2 protein-coding genes and 1 pseudogene are annotated in these 1,298 nt (G+C 68.0%); all 3 read left to right on the forward strand.

The genetic code is table 11. The features are described from left to right. The coding region (locus tag M2406_RS26415) for a MipA/OmpV family protein (RefSeq protein ID WP_259191948.1) at positions 1–321 on the forward strand (321 nt) is incomplete at its 5' end. A gap of 16 nt (positions 322–337) precedes the next feature. After that, entirely contained in the window at positions 338–1,084 is a 747-nt protein-coding gene (locus M2406_RS26420; protein ID WP_259191949.1) for a response regulator transcription factor, read from the forward strand. Between the two features lie 14 nt (positions 1,085–1,098). Further along, positions 1,099–1,298: pseudogene (locus tag M2406_RS26425) on the forward strand (acid phosphatase); the annotation flags it as partial.

The following is a 1,298-nucleotide window of genomic DNA, read 5'->3' on the forward strand; positions in this document are numbered from 1 at the left end:
GCGGCCAACTCACTGCCACTGGCCGCCAACATGACGCTGGATTCTGCCCTGTACGGCACCTGGAGCGACAGCCACGACATGATGGCGCGCTTTGGGGTGACGGGCGAGCAGGCGGCACGCACCGATTTTCGTGAATACCATGCCGGCGGCGGTATGCGGGATGTGACGCTCAGAACGGCGCTGACCGTGCAGGTGCAGCCTCACGTGGCTCTGCAGGGGGGATTCAAGCTGTATGCCCTGACCGCCGGCGCCCGCCACAGCCCGCTGACGGATGACACCGTCGGGGCCGGGGCGTTCCTGAATGCCCTGTACCGCTTCTGACGGCGTAACGACCCCCATGGCCATGCGCTTTTTGCTGATGACGGACAGCCCGGTGCTGGCACACCACTTTGCGGTGGTGTGCGCCGGGCGAGGGAACGTGTCGGAGACGCCCTGCGGGCCATTGGCGTCGCAGGCCGGGCTGCAGCGGTGGCTGGCCGAGCGTCGCCCGGATGCGCTGTTGCTTGACCTGAGGACGGTACAGCGTCCACGTGCGGTGGCGGTGCTGAACCAGTGGCGAGCGCGGTGTCCCGGGGTGCCGGTGATGATGGTGCTGGCCGACGGCGGCCTGCCTGACACCCTGGCGCTGCTGCGGGCCGGGGCGGACGGTTGCCACCGCGAGGCGGCGGATGTGCGGGTACTGGTTGCCCGGGTGGAAGCCCTGGTGCGCCGGTATCAGGGGTTTTGCGGCCCCCGCCTGGAGTGCCCGCCGTTTTGTCTGGAGCCGCAGGCGCAGCGGGTGAGCGTGGAGGGGCAGCCGGTCCCGGTCACCCGGTATGAGTTTCAGGTACTGGAAGTGCTGGTGCGTCATCGCGGCCAGGTGTTGAGTCGGGCCGACATTCTCTCCCGGGTGGGGCCGGACGCACTGGTGAACGAGGGCCGATGTCGCTCACTGACCGTGATTTACTGGCGACTGCGCCGCCGGTTCTCGGCCTACCCCGAGGCCAGGGCCATGTTGCAAACCCGCCGGGGTGACGGCTTTGTGCTGGATGTCCGGCCCCCTGTCATGACTGACCGGTCGCCGCGCGCGACCGCTACATGCTAAATGAGGATAAGACCATGAAACACCTTACCCGTCGTTGCTGTCTGGCCGCCCTGTTGCCGAGCCTGTTTGGGGCCGGCCTGGCGTGCGCCGACACGCGCCTGCCCACCGTCACCGACCCGCATTTCCAGCTGGCGAAGGGGTATCTGACCCCGGAGAGCCTGCCACTGCGGCTGGCCCTGCTGGGTGGCCCACCAAAACCGGATTCTGCGGCATT

The organism is Serratia sp. BIGb0163 (assembly GCF_024809935.1).
In the GTDB taxonomy this organism is placed as follows: Bacteria; Pseudomonadota; Gammaproteobacteria; order Enterobacterales; family Enterobacteriaceae; genus Serratia; species Serratia quinivorans.